The organism is Mycobacterium sp. (assembly GCF_035314905.1).
GTDB lineage: Bacteria > Actinomycetota > Actinomycetes > Mycobacteriales > Mycobacteriaceae > Mycobacterium.
Window position 1 is genome coordinate 1 of record NZ_DATFYW010000104.1, and the last position, 14580, is coordinate 14580.

General features: G+C 68.1%; 12 protein-coding genes. 6 read left to right on the forward strand and 6 right to left on the reverse strand.

The features are described from left to right. Positions 1 to 1593: acyl-CoA dehydrogenase (locus VKG81_RS08785; protein WP_324395541.1), on the forward strand; the 1593-nt coding region annotated here is incomplete at its 5' end. 9 nt (positions 1594 to 1602) lie between these two features. On the opposite strand, the gene VKG81_RS08790 is transcribed toward VKG81_RS08785, so the two are convergent. Continuing rightward, on the reverse strand, positions 1603 to 2277 hold the full coding sequence (locus VKG81_RS08790) for a hypothetical protein (protein WP_324395542.1): 675 nt from the start codon (positions 2275 to 2277) through the stop codon (positions 1603 to 1605). A 179-nt stretch (positions 2278 to 2456) separates the two neighbouring features. Here VKG81_RS08790 and VKG81_RS08795 point away from each other — a divergent pair, with 179 nt between their 5' ends. The 3 genes from VKG81_RS08795 to VKG81_RS08805 are packed head-to-tail and all read left to right on the forward strand — an operon-like array spanning position 2457 to position 5518. Continuing rightward, positions 2457 to 4334: a potassium transporter Kup gene (locus tag VKG81_RS08795; protein WP_414685204.1), complete on the forward strand. Its 1878-nt coding sequence runs from the start codon at positions 2457 to 2459 to the stop codon at positions 4332 to 4334. Between the two features lie 36 nt (positions 4335 to 4370). Next, a complete protein-coding gene (locus tag VKG81_RS08800) occupies positions 4371 to 5030 on the forward strand; it encodes an SGNH/GDSL hydrolase family protein (RefSeq protein WP_324395543.1) in 660 nt (219 codons plus the stop codon). Positions 5031 to 5059: 29 nt separating this feature from the next. Then, positions 5060 to 5518, forward strand: coding sequence for a MaoC family dehydratase (locus tag VKG81_RS08805; RefSeq protein WP_324395544.1), 459 nt, complete (start codon positions 5060 to 5062; stop codon positions 5516 to 5518). A gap of 28 nt (positions 5519 to 5546) precedes the next feature. On the opposite strand, the gene VKG81_RS08810 is transcribed toward VKG81_RS08805, so the two are convergent. The 3 genes from VKG81_RS08810 to VKG81_RS08820 are packed head-to-tail and all read right to left on the reverse strand — an operon-like array spanning position 5547 to position 8962. After that, entirely contained in the window at positions 5547 to 7013 is a 1467-nt protein-coding gene (locus tag VKG81_RS08810; RefSeq protein WP_324395545.1) for an aldehyde dehydrogenase, read from the reverse strand. Continuing rightward, positions 7010 to 8140 (reverse strand): phosphotransferase family protein, encoded by a 1131-nt coding sequence (locus VKG81_RS08815; RefSeq protein WP_324395546.1) that lies wholly within the window; start codon positions 8138 to 8140, stop codon positions 7010 to 7012. Before VKG81_RS08815 ends, VKG81_RS08810 begins: the two co-directional genes overlap by 4 nt. Positions 8141 to 8185: 45 nt before the next feature. Next, the gene (locus tag VKG81_RS08820) at positions 8186 to 8962 is read right to left on the reverse strand and encodes a class I SAM-dependent methyltransferase (RefSeq protein ID WP_324395547.1); all 777 of its coding nucleotides are present in this window, start codon (positions 8960 to 8962) and stop codon (positions 8186 to 8188) included. 36 nt (positions 8963 to 8998) lie between these two features. Between VKG81_RS08820 and VKG81_RS08825 the strand changes: the two genes are divergently transcribed. Beyond that, entirely contained in the window at positions 8999 to 10186 is a 1188-nt protein-coding gene (locus VKG81_RS08825) for a glycosyltransferase family 4 protein (protein WP_414685203.1), read from the forward strand. Here the strand turns inward: VKG81_RS08825 and VKG81_RS08830 are convergent. Together VKG81_RS08830 and VKG81_RS08835 are read right to left on the reverse strand one after the other, a co-directional pair. Then, complete coding sequence (locus tag VKG81_RS08830; RefSeq protein WP_324395548.1) at positions 10179 to 11897, reverse strand: hypothetical protein; 1719 nt, start codon at positions 11895 to 11897, stop codon at positions 10179 to 10181. The two genes, VKG81_RS08825 and VKG81_RS08830, sit on opposite strands and share 8 nt — an antisense overlap. Before the next feature lie 2 nt (positions 11898 to 11899). Then, positions 11900 to 13117 (reverse strand): DUF3068 domain-containing protein, encoded by a 1218-nt coding sequence (locus tag VKG81_RS08835; RefSeq protein ID WP_324395549.1) that lies wholly within the window; start codon positions 13115 to 13117, stop codon positions 11900 to 11902. Between the two features lie 140 nt (positions 13118 to 13257). Here VKG81_RS08835 and VKG81_RS08840 point away from each other — a divergent pair, with 140 nt between their 5' ends. Beyond that, entirely contained in the window at positions 13258 to 14469 is a 1212-nt protein-coding gene (locus tag VKG81_RS08840) for an acyltransferase (protein ID WP_324395550.1), read from the forward strand. Positions 14470 to 14580: the final 111 nt, after the last annotated feature.

The window sequence follows — 14580 nt, forward strand, 5'->3', positions numbered from 1 at the left end:
AAGTCACTGCGGGCGTGGCAGCAGGGCGAGTGGTTCCGGATCGGGCTCGACGAGCACATCGGCGGTGTGGCGGCGCCGTCGGTCGTCGGTTGGGCGATCAACGAGTTCGTCCTCGGCGCCAACCCCGCGGTGTTCCTCTACTTGGCGGGCCCGGCGTTCGCCAACATCCTCTACCACATCGGCAACGAGCAACAGCGCCACTGGGCGGCACTGGCGGCAGACCGCAATTGGGGCGCCACGATGGTGCTGACCGAACCCGACGCCGGGTCGGATGTCGGCGCGGGCCGAACCAAGGCGATCCAGCAACCCGACGGCACCTGGCACATCGACGGCGTCAAGCGATTCATCACCAATGGCGACACCGACGACCTGTTCGAGAACATCCTTCATGTGGTGCTGGCCCGGCCCGAGGGCGCCGGCCCGGGAACCAAGGGGCTCAGCCTCTTCCTGGTCCCCAAGTACCTGTTCGATCCGCAGAGCGGCCAACCCGGTGAGCGCAACGGGGTGTTCGTCACGGGCCTAGAGCACAAGATGGGCCTGAAGGTCTCCGCGACGACCGAATTGACGTTCGGCCAGCACGGCGTTCCAGCAACGGGGTGGCTGGTCGGCGACACGCACAGGGGCATCGCGCAGATGTTCAAGCTGATCGAGTACGCGCGAATGATGGTGGGCACCAAGGCTATTTCCACACTTTCAACCGGGTACCTGAACGCACTCGACTACGCGAAGACGCGGGTGCAGGGCGCCGATCTCACCCAGATGACCAACAAGAAAGCGCCCCGTGTCACGATCATTCATCACCCCGACGTGCGCCGTGCGCTGCTGACCCAAAAGGCCTACGCCGAAGGGCTGCGTGCCCTCTACCTCTATACCGCCGCCCACCAGGATCCGATTGTCGCGTCGCACGTGTCGGGCGCCGACGCCGAGCTGGCCGATCGAGTCAACAATCTGCTGCTGCCGATCGTCAAAGGGGTCGGTTCCGAACGCGCCTACCAGTGCCTGACCGAGTCGCTGCAGACGTTCGGCGGGTCGGGCTTTCTGCAGGACTACCCGATCGAGCAATACATCCGCGACGCCAAGATCGACAGCCTGTATGAGGGCACCACCGCGATTCAGGCGCAGGACTTCTTCTTCCGCAAGATCGCCCGCGACCAGGGCGTCGCGCTGCAGCATGTGGTCGCGCAGATCCAGAAGTTCCTGAACAGCGACACCGGGCGCCCTGAGCTCGCCGAGGGCCGTTGTGTGCTGGCCAGCGCGCTCTACGATCTGCAAGCCATGGTCACCGCGCTGACCGGCTTCCTCGTCGACTCCGCGCAGAACGCGCGTGAACTGTACCGCCTCGGTCTGGAGTCGGTGCCGTTTCTGCTGGCCGTCGGCGACCTGCTGATCGGTTGGCTGCTGCTGCACCAGGCCGAGATCGCGCTGAACGCGCTCGACGCCGAACCGGATTCGAAGGATCGCACGTTCTATTCCGGAAAGGTCGCGGGGGCGAATTTCTTCGTCAAGAACGTGCTGCCACGGTTGGCGGCCGAACGCCGGATCGTCGAGGCAGTCGACCTGTCGGTGATGGAACTCCGCGAGGAAGCCTTCTGACCCGCGGTTCTATGACCGCACCCCCGATCGGTAGCACTCGACGATGTGCCCGTAGCCGCACGCCTCGGCCAGGACCAGTTCGCCCTCGCGGTCGGCTTCCTCCAGGTCGTCCATCCACTTGCGCAGAAGCGCCGCGCCTGCCCGGCGGGCCTCGGCGTTACGCTGCGCGTCAGCGCAGAACTGCTGGAAGCACCGGATGTACCGATCGGCCAGGGTCAGGCGGTGGACGCAGGTCACCAGGTCAAGCGCTTCACCGGCCCACACCCGGACCTGTCGCCGATACGCGGTGAGTTCGTCGACGGGCAGTCCGGCCGGGCCCAGGACCAAGCGCGTGTTCGTGAGCTCGGCCAACACGTCGGCGCGCCGCGACTTCACCCTCTCGCGGGCCAGAAGCAGGTCGCGCGCGAACTCACCGGAGCCTGCAGGAACGGGTGGTTCGTCCAGCGCAGACGCGTGTATCGCGTGGCTCACGTCCAAGGGGGGCCACTTTCCGAAACTCTCGGCCCAGAGGGCGAGTTCGCCGATCATCACGTTCAACTCCGCACGATGATGATCAAGATGCCCGGCGAAATTGCCATGCCCCTCGGCGATCATCAGACGCGATGCATGCACCACTCCCTCGGTCAGGGCGCCGTGGGCAGCGACCAAGGCGATCATCTGGTCGCGACCCCGCTTGCTGTCCATCACCCCCACCGTAGCGGCTCGCACGCCTCGAGCGGCGGCGGCTCGGCATCCCGGTGAACGGTGTCACGCCGGCTACGGCACAATAGCGTGCGGATCCACCAACCAAGGACCCCGTCGTGTCGACAAATCCCGCACCCGCGCCGCCGCTTCCCGCAGCCCGCGGCGCAGAACGCGTCCGATTGAGCATTGTGGTCGGCGCACTCGGTGTCGTATTCGGCGACATCGGGACCAGCCCGATCTACACGATCCAGACCGTCTTCAATCCCAACGACCCGCACCCGGTGCCGCTCAGCCGGGATCACGTGTACGGCATCGTGTCACTGATCTTCTGGTCTGTGATGATCATCGTCACCCTGACCTACGTGACCCTGGTGATGCGCGCCGACAACGACGGCGAGGGCGGCATCATGGCGCTCATCACGCTGGTGCGGCGCTGGGGTGGGGCGCGCGGTCGCCGCACGGCGATGATCCTGGCCGCGCTCGGCATCTTCGGTGCCGCGTTGTTCTTCGGCGACAGCATGATCACGCCCGCCATCTCGGTGCTGTCCGCCGTCGAGGGCCTCAAGGTGGTCGAATCGGGGTTGGCGGGGTGGGTCGTGCCGATCACCGCGGTGATCATCGTTGGGCTGTTCGCTATCCAGCGCCGCGGCACCGGAACGGTCGGGCGTCTGTTCGGGCCGGTGATGGTCGCCTGGTTCACCGCGATCGGCGCTTGCGGGGTGAACGGCATCGCCGGCCATCCCGAGATCCTGGCGGCCCTGTCGCCGTTGTATGCCCTGAGGTTCATGGTGGCCCACTTCGGCATCGCGTTCTTCGCGCTGGCAGCGGTCGTGCTCTCCGTCACCGGCGCGGAGGCGCTGTACGCCGACATGGGTCACTTCGGTCGGCGTGCGATCACGCGGGGCTGGCTGCTTCTGGTACTGCCGGCGTGCACCCTGAGTTATTTCGGGCAGGGCGCGCTGCTGCTCGGCGACGAGGGTGCGGTGGGTGCGCCGTTCTTTCTGCTCCCCCCGGGTTGGGCACGACTGCCGATGGTGGTGTTGGCCACCGCCGCAACGGTGATCGCGTCCCAGTCGGTGATCACCGGGGCGTACTCGGTGACCTCGCAGGCCGCGCAACTCGGCTACCTGCCCCGGTTGCGGGTCGTGCACACGTCCGAGTCGACGATCGGCCAGATCTACGTGCCGTGGATCAACGGCCTGCTGATGGTGGCGGTGCTCATCCTGGTGTTTGCCTTCCGTAGCTCCGCAGCGCTCGCGTACGCGTTCGGCATGGCGGTGACCGGGACGATCACGATCACCACGCTGCTGTTCTTATACATCGCCCGCATCAGGTGGCGGACTCCGCTGTGGCTGCTCGTGATCGGCGGCGGTGCCCTGCTGACTGTTGACCTGATGTTCTTCGCGGCCAACCTGACGAAGCTCGTCCACGGCGCCTGGCTGCCCCTCCTGATGGCGATCGCCGCTTTCACCGTGATGACCACGTGGCAGCGGGGCCAGGAGATCGTCACCGCCGCGCGGACCGAAGCGGAGGGTCCGCTGCACGACTTCATCGAACAGCTCGACGAAGGGCACCCGAAACTGGCGCGGGTCCCTGGCACGGGGGTGTTCCTCAACCGCGGCAAAGAGACCGCCCCGCTGGCGATGCGGGCCAACGTCAAACACAATCACGTGCTTCACCGGCACGTGGTCATCTTCTCGATCGAGACCGTGCCGGTGCCGCGCGTGCCGGATGCCGAGCGGACAGAGGTGGATGCGCTCTCCGACGCGAAAGACGGAATCGTCCACGTCACTGCGCGCTTCGGGTACATGGAGCGGCCCAACGTTCCAGCAACGCTGCATCTGCTCACGCGCGAGCAGACGGAGGGCAAGATCGCAATCGAGCACGCTTCCTACTTCCTGTCGAAGCTCGAGCTGACGAAGGGCACGGCACCTACGATGGCGCCGTGGCGCAAGCGTCTGTTCATCGCGACCTCCTACATCGCCGCCGATGCCGCCGAATACTTCGGGCTGCCCCCCGATCGCACCGTGGTCATGGGCTCGCGAATTGAGGTATAGCCGCAACGGTTTTCGCACACGGCGAAGGCGAGGAAGATGACACAAAAGAAGGTGCTGTGCTTCGGGGACTCGCTCACCTGGGGCTGGGTACCGACGGCCGACGGTATGCCCACCGAGAGGTATCCGCGGCATCTCCGGTGGACCGGAGTGCTGGCCGAGGCGCTCGGCGACAACTATGCCGTGATCGAGGAGGGCCTCAGCGCCCGGACCACGACGGTTGACGATCCCACCGATGCGCGACTGAACGGATCGGCATACCTGCCGTCCGCCCTGGCCAGCCACCTGCCACTGGACCTGGTGATCATCATGCTGGGCACCAACGACACGAAGGCCCACTTCGGTCGAAGCCCGCTGGACATCGCCGTGGGCATGGGGGTGCTGATCACCCAGGTCCTCACCTGCGCGGGTGGGGTGGGCACCACGTATCCGGCGCCGAAGGTGCTTCCGGTCGCGCCGCCGCCGCTCGGACCGATGCCACACCCGTGGTTTCAGCTCATTTTTGAAGGCGCGCAGGAGAAGACCGCCAAGCTGGCCGAGACCTACCGGGCGCTGGCCTCGTTCGTCAAGGTGCCCTACTTCGACGCGGGCTCGGTGATCAGCACCGACGGTGTCGACGGCATCCACTTCACGGAGCAGAACAACCGTGATTTCGGCGTCGCCCTGGGCCGGCAAGTGCGCGCGGTACTGGGTGGCTAGGGTTTAGAAGACAGAAAGGAGCACCGGCAATGAAGGTAATTTCATCCATTGACGACGCGGTCGGTCTGGTCGGCCAGGAACTCGGAGTCGGCGAGTGGAAGGAGATCGACCAGAAGCGGATCGACGCCTTCGCCGACGTCACCGAGGACCACCAGTGGATCCACATCGACGTCGATCGTGCCAAGGTCGAAAGCCCTTACGGCACAACCATCGCGCACGGATTCCTGACGCTGTCGATGATACCGGCGATGAGCAAGGACAACTTCCGAGTCGAGAATGCGAAGATGGCCATCAACTACGGCCTGAACAAGGTGCGGTTCCTGGCCGCGGTCCCGGCCGGTGGCCGAATCCGGGCACGGTCGGAACTCATCGACGCCACCAAGGTCGATGACAACACCGTGAACCTGGCGGTGAAGCACACGATCGAGCTCGACGGGTCCGAGAAGCCGGCGGCGGTGGCCGAGACGATCGTGCGGGTGCTCTTCTAGGCGGTCCCGGTGCCGACCGGGGTCGAACTCAGGTCCCCGGGTAGCCCATGGGCATCAGCACACTCTTGAGCTGGCAGAAGTGCTCGACGCCTTCCGGGCCGTTCTCCCGACCGATTCCGGAGTTCTTGTAACCGCCGAACGGTGAGCCGGGATCGAAAGCGTACCAATTGATTCCGTAGGTGCCGGTGCGGATCTTCGACGCGATCTCGACTCCCTTCGGGATGTCAGTGGTCCACACGCTGCCCGCCAGGCCGTACACCGAATCGTTCGCGATCCGGACCGCGTCGTCTTCGGTGTCGTAGGGGATGATGCTCAGCACAGGGCCGAAGATCTCCTCCTGGGCGATCGTCATCTTGTTGTCGACGTCGGCGAACACCGTCGGGTCCACGAAGTAGCCGCTTTCGAGGCCGTCCGGGCGGCCGCCCCCGCACACCAGCCGGGCCCCCTCGTCGATGCCCTTCTTGATGTAGCCCTCGACCCGCTGGCGCTGCTGCTCCGAGATCAGCGGCCCGACCTGCGCGGCGGGATCGGACGGCAGCCCGACAGGCAGCGCCTGTACAAACTGCGAAACCGCTTCCACCACTTCGTCATAGCGTGACCGCGGTGCCAGGATCCGGGTCTGGTTCACACAGCCCTGGCCGGCGTTCATCACCCCGGAGAAAACCAGCATCGGCACCGCCGAGGGCAGGTCGACGTCTTCCAGGATGATCGCGGCGGACTTGCCGCCCAATTCCAGCGTGCAGGGCTTGAGCATGTCGGCGGCGCGCTTGCCGACCTCCTTGCCCACGGCGGAGCTGCCGGTGAAGGTCAACATGTCCACGTCGGGATTCGACGTCAGGGCCTTGCCCGTCTCGATGCCGCCGGGCACCACCGACAGCACCCCTTCGGGCAGGCCGGCCTCGGCGAACACTTCCGCCAGGGCGTTGGCGGTCAGCGGCGTCTCGGCGGCCGGCTTGAGCACGACGGTGCAGCCGGCCAGCAGCGCCGGGCCGAGCTTGTTGACGGCAAGGAACAGCGGCACATTCCACGCGACGATCGCGCCGACCACGCCCATCGGCTCGCGCGACACGATGGTCTGGCCGTAGGAGCCGTTGCGGGTCTCGGTCCAGGCCACCTTGTCCGCCGCGCCGGCGAAGAAGGCCAGCGAGCCCATCGACCCGGCCCACTGCATCGTTTCGATGATCGTCGGCGGAGCGCCGGTCTCACAGGTCAGCAGATAGGTGAAGTAGTCCTTGCGGTCCTCGAGCAGCTTGACCGCCGCCTGGATCACCGCCGCCCGCTGCGCCGGCGGGGTCGACGGCCACGGACCCTCGTCGAAGGCTTTCCTGGCCGCGGCGACAGCCGCGTCGACGTCGGCCGCGGCCGCGGCCGGCACCCGGCCGACGTACTCACCGGTGGCGGGGGAGTGGACCTCGATGACGTCCCGGGTCGAGGGTGCGGTCCATCTGCCGCCGATGAACAGCGTGTCCCACTCGGTCTTCTGTTGCGCGGTCATGTGCCTCCTGTCGTTGCAGAATCCAGGGCGGTCCAGTACGTCCCGTCGAGCATCGCGGCCAGTGTGTCGCGGTGCATGATCATCGCGTCGGGATCGGCGGGTAGCTCGGCTTGCCCGAACGCCACGGCGCGCAGGTGAATTCGCACCATGATGACCGCGTGCTGCAGCGCGGCGTAGGCGGTGTAGAAGTCCAGGTGCGATGCCCGGTAGCCGGTGATGTCGGCGTACGCGGCGGCGACGTCGTCGCGGCGCAAGAAGTCGGGCAGCCCGGGCAGGCCCGCGCGGTGGGCCAGGTCTTCGAAGAACCGATGAAAGAAGATCATCCAGCCGAGGTCGAGCTCTCGCGGCCCGAGTGTCGCCATTTCCCAGTCAAGAAGCGCCACGGGGCTGAAGTTGCGGTAGACGATGTTGCCGATCCGGGCGTCGCCCCAGCTGACCACGGGGTTGGACTCGTCGGGCCAGTGCTCCCTCAGCCATGCCAGGCCACGCTCGATCAGCGGCACACGCACGCCGTCGCCGCGGATCCACGCGTAGTACTCGGCGGTGTGCCGGACGTGGGCGCCCAGCGCGGTCTCCCCGCGGCGGCGCCGGTCGAGGAAGCCGAAGTCGGCAGGAGCGGCCCCATGCACACGGGCCAGTTGCTCCAGCGTCGCGCGTTGCATCCGCTTGCGGTCGGCGGGGTCGGCCTCGCTCACCCAGGAACCGAACGTGTACGGCATCACATCCGGGGGGATCTGGCCGTCGACGCGCGACATCACGAAGAACGGCGCCCCCAGCGGGCGGGGGTCGTCCTCACACCACAACACCTGCGGCACCACCGGCCGGATGACCTGGCTGCCGAGCCGGCGAAGGGTCAGGAACTGGTAGCGCATGTCGTAGCGGGGGAACACCGGCTCGGCATGCGACTGAGGCGCGATGCGGACGACGAGCCGGTGCGATTCACCGTCCCAGCCGGCGTCGATCAGGACCGTCTCGCTGGACATGCCGTTCCACGACGGCACCTCTGCGGCCGCCACCGCGGCGCCGGCCTGCCGGGCGCTCAGCCAGCGCTCGAAGTCGTCCCGCAGAACCCGCGGATCGCGCTGCGATGCGCTCGGTCGCGCCTGCTCGCTGGATTGCACAGCCATGGTGTCGCCCACACTACCCAGCGCCACGCAAAACGAGAACCTGTTTCAGTGCCGCGACGATCTCGGCCGCAGCACCAGCACCAGGTTGCTCACGACGAACTCCCGGAGCATGGGCACCGACGTTGTCCACCATACCCATCTGGGGTGGTAGCGGGGAAATGCGGCGACCAGCGCGTCGCTCGAGCGGGCCCACCGCAGGCCTTCGGCCGCCGACAGCGGGAAGAGCGACGACCCGTAGTTGTTCTTTGGCGGATGGCCGTGTCTGCGGGTGTAGAGGCGAGCGGCGCGCGCCCCGCCCAGGTAGTGCGTCAGGCCCAGCTCATGGCCGCCGAAAGGGCCCAGCCACACCGTGTACGACAGCACGACCAGGCCGCCGGGCCTGGTTACCCGCAGCATCTCCTCGCCCAGCCGCCAGGGCCGCCGGACGTGCTCGGCCACGTTGGACGCCAGGCAGATGTCGACGCTGTCGTCGGCGAACGGCAGCGCCATCCCTGATGCGCGGACAAACGAGCCGCCGCCGCGATCGACCGACGGCGCGCAGTGCATCTCGGCGGGGTCGGGTTCCACGCCGAGGTAGTGGATTCCCGCGTCGGCGAACACCGGCGCGAAGTATCCCGGTCCGCCGCCCACGTCCAGCAGCAGCCGGCCGGTCGCGGGTTCGTCATGGGTGGCCCGCCACAGGTCGCCGACCATCATGGCGGTGTCGGCCGCCACGGCGCCGTAGAAGCGGTCGGGCCTGCGCTGCTCGTAGCGGAATTCCGACAGCAGTCGCACGGATCGGCGCAGCGTCGCACGCCTGGCGAAGACATCGGTGGCGTGCACCGGGCCCACCCTACGCAGCGGCTACGCTGAATCCCGATGTCTGACGCGCAACGGTCCGCGAGCGGCGCACTGCGGGGGGTGGGCACGGTCCTGCTGCTGTGCTGGCGCGACACCGGTCACCCCGACGGCGGCGGCAGCGAAGCGTATCTGCAGCGCATCGGCACCCAGCTGGCCGCCTCGGGCGTGGACGTGACGCTGCGCACCGCCGAATACGACGGAGCGCCGCGCGACGAGGTCGTAGACGGTGTGCGGATCAGCCGGCGCGGTGGCCGCTACTCGGTCTATGCCTGGGCTCTGCTCGCACTTGTCGGCGCCCGGCTGAGGCTGGGCCCGCTGCGGCACGTGCGCCCCGACGTGGTGATCGACACCCAGAACGGGTGGCCGTTCTTCGCGCGGCTGGTGTTCGGCAGGCGCGTCGTCGTGCTCGTGCACCACTGTCACCGTGAGCAGTGGCCGGTGGCCGGCCGCTGGATGGCCAGGCTGGGCTGGTTCTGCGAGTCCACGCTCTCCCCGCGAGTGCACCGGCGCAGCCAGTACGTGACGGTGTCGCTGCCCTCGGCCCGCGACCTCGCTGACCTCGGCGTCGGCCTCAACCGCATCGCGGTGGTACGCAACGGGCTCGACGAGGCGCCCGCACACACGCTGACGGCGCCCCGCTCGGCGACGCCCCGAGTTGTGGTGCTGAGCCGGTTGGTACCGCACAAGCAGATCGAGGATGCGCTTGACGCGGTCGCATTGCTGTGCAACAGATTTCCCGGCCTGCGCCTCGACGTCGTCGGCGGGGGCTGGTGGCACCACCGGCTCGTCGAGCACGCTGAACATCGCGGTATCGCAGACATCGTGACCTTCCACGGGCACGTCGACGACACCGTGAAACACCTGGTGGTGCAGCGTTGTTGGGTGCATCTGCTGCCGTCCCGCAAGGAGGGCTGGGGGTTGGCCGTCACCGAGGCGGCCCAGCACGGCGTCCCAACGATCGGCTATCGATCCTCGGGCGGGCTGAACGACTCGATCATCGACGGCGTCACCGGCGTGCTCGTCGACGACCGCGCAGAGCTCGTCACCTGGCTCGAGGAACTGCTCACCGATCCGCTGCGGCGCGACGAACTCGGCCGCAAGGCACAGGCGCGCAGCGCCGAATTCTCCTGGCGGCAGAGTGCAGACGCGATGCGCACCGTGCTCGAGTCGGTGCGGGCCGGCCGACTGGTCAGTGGCGTCATCTGACCGTATCCGGGACGGGTCGTGAGGCGTTTCGTCGTCCCGCCACGACCGAGCCGGCCGCGCCCGCGATCAGAACCGCGAGCCACACCAGATGGCCGGCGATCATCACCGCGCGACGAACCGGCGACGCGCCCGGGTAGTCACCGCCGACACGGTACAGTGTCAGGTCTTTGTCGCGGTAGGCGACGGCTAGCCGATCGAGAGTTCTTTCGGCCGAGCCAGTTTGGCCCGCGGTGCCCGACTCGGCGACGACCCAGCCGACGCCGGCGCGAGCGAGCGCGCGCGGATCCGCGCCATCGAGCAGCAGGCGTTGAACGTCACGGGCATGGCGGCCTTCGCCGAGCACGGTCTGACCCGAGATCGTCAAGTCGCCGGTCGAGAGGACCTGCGGGCGCACCCACCGCGGCAGCGGATCGAGCACCGGGGCAGGTCCCGACCACGCGAAGCGCCGCATCACATCCGCGGGCAGTACGGCCACCGGACGAGGGTCGGCGTTGATCGCCGCCGAAACGGCCGCCCACCCGGCCGGGTAACGCACCGACACCACGTTGCCGGAGACCCCCCCGGCCAGATCGGCAAGCACCGCGATCAGCAGCGCGCAGCACGCCGCCGCCGCCGCGACGGCGGGCATCCACCGGCGCAAGGTCACCACCGCGCCCGCGCCGGCCAGCGCGTATCCGGGCATCGCCAGCCCGACCCACTTCTGTCCGTCCCGCACCACGCCGACGCCGGGCAGCGTGCGCACGATCGCCTCCAGCGCCGCGATGCCAGCGCCCGTCGCCATCGCGGCAGGCAGCACCACCGCGGCCGCCGCCAACACCAGCAGCGCCACCGCGGACGGGCGCCGCCATACCGCAGGCAGGCCGACCGCGACAACGCCCAACAGGACCACCGCCCCGACGATCGCGAAAAGCGTTGTGCGGAAGCCCGGTACGGCGTCGGCGTTCCAGATGCCTGCGAGTGATGCCAAGGTTCCCAGCGTGCCGAGCCCGGGCTCGGCACGCGCCGCAAACGCCGCGATACCCGCCTGCGGCGTGGCCAGCGAAGCCCCGAGGGCACTTGCCATCAGCCACGGCAACGCGACGAGTGCGGCAGCGGTCAGGCTCACCGCGGCGCACAGCCACCTCGGTGCGCCGCGGCCCGGCACGACCGCGCACACCAGCGCGACCGTCGCGGCCATCATCAAGCCCGTCGCCGTCAGTCCCGCCAGCGCGATCCAGAACACCAGCGGCCAGGAGGCAGAGCCCGGCGGACACGCCGTGCGCAGCCGCAGCACGGCGGTCGCCACCCAAGGCAGGCACCCGTAGCCGACCAACAGGCTCCAGTGGCCCTGCAGCAGCCGTTCGGCCACATACGGATTCCAGATCGCGATCGTCACCGCGACGAACCGGCCAGCGAGCCCGGCGTCGGGCACCACGAGCGCCACCAGCCGCGCCGCGCCACAGCCCGCCAGCCACAGCCCGACGATCAGCAGCACCTTCACCGCCAGGCCGCCGTCGATCACCTGGGAGGTCAGCGCCACGGCGAAGTCCTGCGGCAGTGCGCGGGGCGCCGATTCGGACAGCCCCAGGGCGTCGTCGGACAGATACGACCGCGGGGTGGAGACCGCGTCGCGCAGCAGCAAGTAGCCGGGCGCCAGCAGGGGTGCGGTGACCGCAACAACCAGCGCCAGCGCATACCCTGGCACCGCCCAGTGCCGTGCTGCCGCTACCACCGCTATCGAGGTGGCGGTCCCGGGTTGGGCGGTTGGTCGGGGAACGGGCGCTGCGCCGGCAGCTTCTCGGTCTCGGCCTCAGCGCCGGGAACCGGCTCCGCCCGTTCGCCTCGCGGCCCGAAGAAGCCATGATCGGCGCTGTCCAGGCCGGGGTCGATCAGGCCGCTTTCGGCCCGCAGGCTGAACGCGCCGAGCAGCGCACCGCCCACCAGCGCGATGATGCCCATCGCGGTGAACGTGATCGGCAGGACCCGACCCCACAGTGCCACCCGGTCACGCTCGTCGCGTGCGGCGTTCACCTGCGACTCGACCGTGGACTCGTTGGATGTCACCGCGTAGTCGACCACCGTCATCTCCGGTTTGAGGGGGTCGCGCGCGTAGTAATGGAACGCGCGGTCCTTCTCCTTGACGATGGTGCCGCTGACGGGGTCGACCCAGAACTCGCGTTGCGCGGCGTAGTAGCGGGTCATGGTGATCGGTTCGTCCGGCGGTCCCGGCAGGCCCCACAGCGCCGCGCGCGCCGTGACGGTGCCGTCTTCGTTGCGGTCATAGAGCGAGGGGTACTTCACCGGCTCGACGAGCTTGCCATCCGCGTCGTAGCCGACGTTCTGCTTGAAGTGATACGTGGTCAGGCCGTTCACGTCCTCTTCGCCGTCGTAGTTCGCGTCGTAGGCTTTCTGCGCGATCGGATCGAAGTAGGGATACGTCTTCTTCTGGACGTCGAACGGGAATCGGTAGTTGAGCCCGTCGTGGACCAGCACCACGTTGGTGGGCGGTTTGCTGTCGTCCATCGTGCGGGGCTTCTGAACGGACCCGCCAGGGTTCGTGTCGCTGGACACCGCCATCGCGGTCCTGCGGTTCAGGGTGACGGTGTCGATCATGGCCAGCAGCAGGCCGGTGTCCTTCTGCCTGTCGGTACGGCGCAATGTGGTGCCGACCTGCAGCGTGACCACGCCGGCATTGGACGGCGACTCGGCACTGATTTGCTGCTGCTGCAACAGCGGCACGTTCTGATTCACCACGAAGTGATCGCCCGACAATGATGCCGGATCGAGGGCCGAGCCGGTGCCGTCGCTGACCAGGGCCGTGTCGATGTCGAGCGGGATTTTCTGGATCCTGCCGATCGTGTAGGTGGACAGCAACAACGCGGCGATCAGCAGGGCAGCGCCGAGCCCCATGATGCCGCACGCCGCGATTCGTAGCGCCACTGCGCGGTTCAACCGTGCCTCCTTCCGGTGCCGGCGCGACCTGAGACGGCTCGCATGACCATCCGCCGCCACTTGCTCGGACCAGGCAGTGGAGGCCAAAACCCGTTCGACCCTAACAGCAGAATCTAAGGCTCATGCATACCGTCGCGCGGATGCGCGGTCCGGCACACTGGTCACTTGTGTCGGTGATTCGGTCCGAGCCAGTCGGCGGTACCCGCGGCTTCCTGCCCGCTGTGGAGGGCATGCGGGCATGCGCGGCGATCGGCGTGGTGATCACGCACGTTGCGTTCCAGACCGGCCATTCAAGCGGAATCTCCGGACGCCTTTTCGGTCGCTTCGACCTGGCGGTGGCGGTGTTCTTCGCGTTGTCGGGTTTTCTGCTGTGGCGTGGCCACGCCGCCGCGGCCCGCGGGTTGCGACGCGTGCCGCCGACCGGTCACTACCTCAGGTCGCGATTCGTGCGCATCATGCCGGCCTATCTGGTGGCCGTGGTCGTGATTCTCACCCTGCTGCCCGACGCTCACGGCGGCGGCAGCCTCACCGTGTGGCTGGCCAACCTGACGCTGACCCAGGTCTATATTCCGCTGACGCTCACCGCCGGACTCACCCAGATGTGGAGCCTTTCCGTCGAGGTGACCTTCTACCTCGCGTTGCCCATCCTGGCCCTGCTGGCGCGGCGGCTGCCGGTGCGCGGCCGGGTCCCGGCGGTCGCTGCGTTCGCGGCGGCGAGTTTGGCGTGGGGATACATCCCGATCCACACCGCCTACGGCGTCAATCCGCTGAACTGGGCGCCGGCGTACGCGTCCTGGTTCGGCGCAGGCATGTTGCTGGCCGAGTGGACCTTCAGCCCCCCGGGATGGATGCACCGGCTGGCGCGGCGGCGGGTTCTCATGGCGGCGATCGCAATCGCGGCGTATCTGGTGGCGGCATCGCCGCTGGCAGGCCCCGAGGGGCTGACCCCCGCCACAGTCGAGCAGTTCGTGGTGCGGACCGCGATGGGCGCCGTGGTCGCCGCCGCGCTGCTGGCGCCCCTGGTGCTCGACCGTCCCGATACGCCGCACCGCATCCTGGGCACCACGCCGATGGTCACGTTGGGACGCTGGTCGTACGGATTGTTCATCTGGCACCTGGCGGCGCTGAACATGGTGTTTCCCGTCATCGGACGGTTCGCGTTCACCGGCAACCTGCCAGTCGTGCTGATGCTCACCCTGATCTTCGGTTTCGCGATCGCGGCGGTAAGCTACGCGCTGGTGGAGTCGCCGTGCCGAGTGGCCTTGCGGCGCTGGGAATTTCGCAAGGAATGGCCGGTGCCGCCGCTGGACAGCTCCGTCACCGACGCGCCGGAGCCCGCGGTCGTGCGGTGACATCGGCGGGACAGGGGCGGTCACGTCAGTAGCCGCCCCGGGTATGAAAGATCCTGCGCGGGTTGTCGACCAGCATGGCGCGGATCTGGTCATCGGTGACCCCGCGCTCCC